Here is a 5952-nt window from a genome sequence, read left to right as displayed (position 1 = left end):
GAGGACCGAGAAGGGGTCGACCTGCTCGCGCCGGTGCCGCGCTTTCCAGGCTTCGGCGATGCGGTCCTCGATGGAGGCGCCTTCGCCGAGCATCGCGGCCCGGTCGGCCTCGCAGCCGAGCATGGTAGTCAGCCAGCGCGCGTACTGGTGTCGGGCGGCGGGGACGTCGCCGTTCCACCCGTGGCTGAGCAGGACGATGTCGGTGGCCTTCCGCGTCTCGATCTCCTCCAGCACCCGTTGGCTAAGCAGCCGGCCTCGGCTCGTTCCCGGATTTCGGTGTCGAAGGCGACGAGGAAGTAGTCGAGCTCGGTGCCGGCAACCTTTTCTCGCGGCATGGCGCTGCCTCCGCTCGGGCGGTCGGTGGCGGGTCACGACGTGACCGGCAGGCGCGCGGCCGGGTCGCCGACCACGACGTAGCTGCGGGCGTCGTTGTTAGCCGTCCAGGCGCCGGCCAGTTCCGTGTCGGGCACGTTGAGGCCGTCTTTGCGGACTCGTTCGAGGATCTCGCTCAGGTCGGCCGACAGCTCGGCGTACCGCGCATTGAAGAATTCCATCGCGTGTCCCACCCGCCAGCCGCTGAGCACCGCGAGGAGGGCGCTGCTGAACACCGCTCGCTGCGCGCCCGCCCGCGGCCAGGTGAATGAGCAGCCCCAGGCGCGCTCGACGTGCCCGAGGAAGGCGAGTGCACCGCCGGCTGGTGAGCCGAGCAGCCGCTGCGGCAGGCGGGCCACGAACGGGCGCGTCGCCATGGCCGCCGATCCGGTGCCCCGGTGCGCGAAGTCGTTCTCGACCGGGGTGCCGCCGCCGAAGCAGGCGAAGCTGAAGACGACGGCTGGGCGCACCGGCGCCGTCTGCGCGATGTCGGCGGCGGAGAGGTAGTAGTCGGCGGTCATGGCGCCGGCCGACAGCAGGGGGCCCGGCCACTCCTGGCAGATCAGCGCGCCTTGCGCCTCCCGCTGCCGGGCGTCCTGGGCGGGGAACCCGACACCGTGGCCGGCGGTGAACAGCACTTCGGGCGCACCGTCCCCGGTGAGCAGGTGGAGCAGCCGGACCTTGGTGGCCTCGTCGGCCACGGCCGACTCGACCCGAGCACTGGCCAGGTTCGAGAAGCGCCCGAGCGCGTCGGTCAGCTCTCCGGCCAGTGGCTCGACGAGCAGCTGGCGGCTGAGCTGGGTGGCCCGGTCGGCCAAGTTCTGCGGGCCGAATAGCGTGACGCTGCGCGGCCCACCGGCCACGGCGGACTCCCGCTGCACGACCGTCCGGGCGTAGTTGTCGTACTCCTCGGCGGTGTCGAAGGCGACTCGCCCGACCGCGTACTGGACGTCGAGCTGGTACTGGAAGCGGTACGGGACGCCCTCCGGGTCGCCCACCAGGAGCAGGTAGTACGGCACCTTCGTGGGGTCGGCGGGGCTAGGCCCCATCCCATGGCGGGCCAGCCACTCCTGCTTGCCCTCCCCCGGCCGGACACCGTCGTCACCGAGGAACTCCCGGTACAGGTCCCCGGCCTGCTGCCGGCGGAGCTCGCGCAGCGGGGTGAGCGCCTCCAGCACGTCGGGCGCCAGGTCAACCGGCGCGAGCAGCCCCCAGCCGGATTGGGCTAGGTCCTCGGGGTTGCGGCCGAAGACGAGGCCGTAGTCGGCCTCGTCCGCCGCGCTGCGCGACTGCAGCTCGTCGACGGCATCGCCGGCGAGCCGTTCCCCGCGTAGAAGAGCCGCCAGCGTGGCAGGGGCGATGGGCGGGAACAGGTAGCCACCGGAGGTGCCGTCCACGCCGTTGAACACCATCTCGTCATTGGATGTGCTGGCGGGGTCCTCGTCGTGGGCGGCGGGCGTGCCATTCAGGGTCATGGCTGTCTCCGTCCGACGCGCCGGGTCAGCAGGACGATGCAGACAATCAGGGAGAGCAGCAGGACGCCGGCGATGAGCGCGAGGACGACCATGACCTGGGTGGGCTCGCTGCCGCGTTTTCTTCCGAGCGCACACCTCCTTCGACTTGGCGAGGAAGCGCTGCTCGATCGGGGTGGCGCGGTCACCCCGCGCCGCGAGCCAGCCCTCGGCCCGCCGGATCTCTTCGCCGCGCAGCAAGTAGCTGGGGTCGTGGCCGCTGCGCTCCCACTCTCGCCGGCGGCCTCCCAACTCTTAACCTTGGCGCGCCGCCAGGCGGCATTGTTGGCGCGCACCAGCTCGAGCAGACCGTCGTGGGACAGCTCGTACCTCGTGGCGGCGCCCCGATTCTCGCCATGGATCAGGTACCGGTCCTCCAGCTCTCGCAGCACCTGCTCCGGGGATGTCTTCCTGGTGTCGGGGCCCGTCATCGTCTGCGTGCGGAAGTTGGTGACGGAGGAGATCAGCTCGTTCTCAGCCCAGTCCCGGATGGCCCGTTCGCTCGTGCGGGTCCTTTCCGCGACCTCGCGGACGGCGTCGGCGTGGTAGTCGGCCAGCGCGGCTCTGTGCTCCAGTGCACGGCGCACGTCCGCGGGGTGTATCTCGGGTTTACGGCCGGAATGGGGCTCTAGCACCCGCCACAAGCGGTGGCACTGCAGCTGCAGTTGCACCGGCTCGACGTGGGGGGCCGGCACCTCCTCCATCGCGCGGTACGGCCGCTGCACGGTCGGCTCGAGGATCAGCACCTCCTCGAACTGGCCGATGACCAGCACGTGGTCCTGCGGCGGCTCGCCGTCGCCGCTCAGGCTCGCCGTCCGCGTCCGGGTGTCGAGGACGTCGAGGGCCTGCACCAGGGTGGTGCCGGGGCCGAGGTCGGGCTCCCAGTCCGCTCCGCTCCACAGCCCGGTCAGCAGGCTCCACAGATAGCGGTTCGGCACTTCCGTGCCACGGGGCGGGACGGCATTGACCCGCAACGGCCCGGAGCTGCGGAAGCCCTCATCCTCGAGCACGGGGATCACCGCCGCCTGAATGAGCGACGTCTTGCCAGCGCCGGATGGCGCGTGCAGCAAGACATTGCGGTCGGCGATCAGCAGGTCGAACAGCTCACGGGTCTCGCGGTCACGGCCGTACAGGCGGTCGTCAGAGCCCAAGGCGCGCGGGCCGACGTAGGGGGTGGACAGCCCGGGGCGGCGGGTCGACGGCCCCCGAAGCGCGGTCACTGGGTCACCTGCATACGCTGGCAGAGTTCCTGCAGGAAGCGGCGGGTCTCACCCCAGTAGATGCCGACCTTGCGCTCTCCAAAGTACGACTCGAGGTATTCCTGGGCAGCCTCCGGCTCGATCATCGGGCTTGCCGGGCTGAGCTGGACGCCGATGTGCTGCCACCGCCGAAGCTGTCCCGACCCGCCGAAGCTCTGCAGGCTCTGGAAGAGCACGCGAAAGTCGAGGTCATCAAGGCGGTAGCCGAGGAACATCAGTGACTTCCGGGTGAGGGCATGACGCACGCTCGCCGGCAGGCTCTGCCGCCGGTCGATCCAGGCCATCAGCCAGGTGAAGTGGTCGTCCTCGGTGAGCACCAGCGACTCGGGCTCCTCGATCCGGCCGAACAGGTGGTAGACCAGTGGCCGCTCCTCCGTGGGCCGGTCGTCCTGCTCCTCGGGAAGGCCGGAGATCGGAGCGTCGTTCCAGTCGAAGCTACCGACGACGGGGGGGCGGCCGGCGTCGACGAGGGCGTCCTCTAGCAGGGAGGTCCAGCTGGTGGTCACGTAGATGGGCGCGGGCAGCTCAGCGACGCGGACATAAGCGTCGTCGAGGTCGGTCCGCCGGGTCTGCGCGCCGAGCTCGGCGATGACCTTCTCCGGCTGCGAGCCCTGCAGCAGCGCCTCGGGCACCCGGTCGGCGTACCGCTGTCGGTAGTCGGTCATTAGGTAGTTGCGGTAGTCGTTGGCCGGCACCTGCTCCGCGGTGCGAGTGCGCAGGTACTGGGCGACCGTCGGCAGATCCTCGCGGTTGCCCGGGGCGATGGGCATCATCCAGCGGTCCACCCACCGGCGGGCGATCTCCCGCCGGGAGGGGATGATCTGCGCGGCCAGGCCGGGGCCGAGGATCGGCGTGAAGGTGCGCCCCTCGACGGCGCTGATCACCGCGTTCCACAGATAACCACCGGCCTCGGCGAACCCCGGCAGGTACCAGGTGCGGCCCCGCTTGAGACGGGAGAAGAGGACAGGCGCCCACCAGTCGTGCCGGCCCTCGATCCGGCTGCGGGCGACGGCCATCGCCCGGTCCACCACACCATGCGCGGCCAGCTCCTCGAAGAACGCCGGAAAGAAGCTCGCCGCCGTCGTCATCGTGACGTTGCCCTGCATGGCCACCACAGCCGGCACCCCGCAGGCGGCAAGCTGCGGACCGAGGGCGGCGAACACACCGCCGTCCTCGGTGGTGGGCTCGGTGCCGGCGGAGGCGGACTGGCACGAGCAGAGGATGGCCAGCGTGGGCCGGCGGGTGAGCCCGTTGAGCCGGTCCACCAGCTGCTGGCCGTCGGCGATCGCCGCCGTGCCGTCGGGGGCCTCGAGCCACAGCCGCGTCTTGCCATCGGCGATGGTGCCGTGGCAGACGAGGTAGAGCAGGTCAATCCCGTCGGCCAGGGCGTCGGTGATGCGATCGAGGGTCGCCGCGCCGCCGGAGTCGAGCACCGTGACGGCGATACTCGGCCCGAGGGCGGTGACGGCGCGCTTACGCTCGGCCGTCACGTCCACCGGGGCGAGGGACCGGCCCTGCGGACTGTACCCGGCCAGGTTGCTCGGGTTGGCGATCACCACGAGGGCGCGCAGGTCATGCTTGGGCGGCGGTGTGCTCAGCGTCCAGTCGGAGCTGCTGAGGTAGCGGGAGAACATGATGTTGCGCCGGATGGCAACCGGCGCGCCGTCATCCGGGTCACGCAGCAGCTCCCATCGCACCCGGTGGTAGTCGTTGGGCGCGCTGGGGTCGACCAGCAGCCGGAGGTGGATGGGAGTGTCGTCAGCCCCGGCGGTGGTGCGAGCCAGCTGGTAGAAGTCCCTGATCTCCTCGACGGCGAATAGCATCTCGGTGAGCGCAGTGCCGTACTGCTCGGCGTTCGCAGTCAGCTGCCTGAGTCGCGACAGGTCCACGTGCACCGGCTGGTCCACCAGCTGGCGCCGCGGCTCCTGGTATGCCGGCCCGTCGAAGGCGAGGCTGGCGTTGAACTGCTGGTCATGGGGCCGCCATTGGAGGCCGATCTCCAGTTCTGCGTCCTTCGAAGCCACCGACCCCACCTGCCCTGCTGGCCGCCAGTCGGATCCCGTCGAGACGGGATAGCGCACGTCGGCAAGCTCGGCCATCGTTGTCTGATAGTGCCTACCGGGTATCAGCGATCCGAGAAGTGTGACGGGGCGTGCGTCACCGAAGCGTCATGACTCCGTCACTCCCCTCGGGGGGATGCAGCCTTAAGGTCGATGCCGCTGACGTGGTGTATCGATAACGACTACAACGCGTGATCTGCTGGCCTCCCAGGCGATGAGCGCCGGATGGTCACCTCCTCCTGGTCGCGGCCGGTGTCGGTGACGGGACGCAGGCGGCATCGGGTGAGGACGTCGAGTCCGAGGTAGCGGCGACCTTCGGCCCACTCGTCGTGCTGCTCGGCCAGGACGGCGCGGGCCAGTCGGATCAGGGAGTCGCGGTCGGGGAAGATGCCGACCACGTCGGTGCGCCGGCGGATCTCGCGGTTGAGCCGTTCGGAGGAGTTGTTGCTCCAGATCTGGCGCCAGACCTCCTTGGGAAAGGCGGTGAACGCCAGCACGTCGGCCCGCGCCTGCTCGAGGTCCTCGGCCACCTTCGGGAGCTTGTCGGCCAGCGCCTTCAGGACGTGGTCGAACTGGGCGTGCACGCTTGTCGCGTCGGGCTGGTCGTAGACCGAGTGCAGCAGCGCCCGCACCCATGGCCAGCTGCTCTTGGGGCAGGCGGCCATCAGGTTGGCCGCGTAGTGGGCCTGTCAGGAATCAAGCTGTTCTTTCCCGGATTCGGGGTCGACGATCTGCTATGCGCGTCGACGA

At 70.2% G+C, this 5952-nt stretch carries 4 protein-coding genes and 1 pseudogene; all 5 read right to left on the bottom strand.

The window, feature by feature from the left end; genetic code table 11:
• Nucleotides 1-234 (bottom strand): hypothetical protein (locus HK417_RS23965; protein ID WP_222273069.1); only part of this gene is annotated, 234 nt, incomplete at its 3' end.
• Between the two features lie 134 nt (nucleotides 235-368).
• Nucleotides 369-1847: a C25 family cysteine peptidase gene (locus tag HK417_RS23960; protein WP_222273066.1), complete on the bottom strand. Its 1479-nt coding sequence runs from the start codon at nucleotides 1845-1847 to the stop codon at nucleotides 369-371.
• Entirely contained in the window at nucleotides 1844-3103 is a 1260-nt protein-coding gene (locus HK417_RS23955) for an ATP-binding protein (protein ID WP_222273063.1), read from the bottom strand. The genes HK417_RS23960 and HK417_RS23955 overlap by 4 nt, the downstream gene beginning before the upstream one ends.
• The gene (locus tag HK417_RS23950; protein WP_222273060.1) at nucleotides 3100-5166 is read right to left on the bottom strand and encodes a CHAT domain-containing protein; all 2067 of its coding nucleotides are present in this window, start codon (nucleotides 5164-5166) and stop codon (nucleotides 3100-3102) included. The genes HK417_RS23955 and HK417_RS23950 overlap by 4 nt, the downstream gene beginning before the upstream one ends.
• A 218-nt stretch (nucleotides 5167-5384) precedes the next feature.
• A pseudogene (locus HK417_RS23945) lies at nucleotides 5385-5891 on the bottom strand (transposase); the annotation flags it as partial.
• Nucleotides 5892-5952: the final 61 nt, after the last annotated feature.

It is taken from the genome of Modestobacter marinus, from assembly GCF_019799945.1.
GTDB classification, from domain to species: Bacteria; Actinomycetota; Actinomycetes; order Mycobacteriales; family Geodermatophilaceae; genus Modestobacter; species Modestobacter marinus_B.
Note: the sequence above shows the minus strand (reverse complement) of the source record. Positions and strands in the feature narration are given on the sequence as shown.

Excerpts from the sequence above, each read along its gene's own strand:
- HK417_RS23960 (WP_222273066.1), bottom strand. The coding sequence starts at position 1,847 with ATGACCCTGAATGGCACGCCCGCCGCCCACGACGAGGACCCCGCCAGC.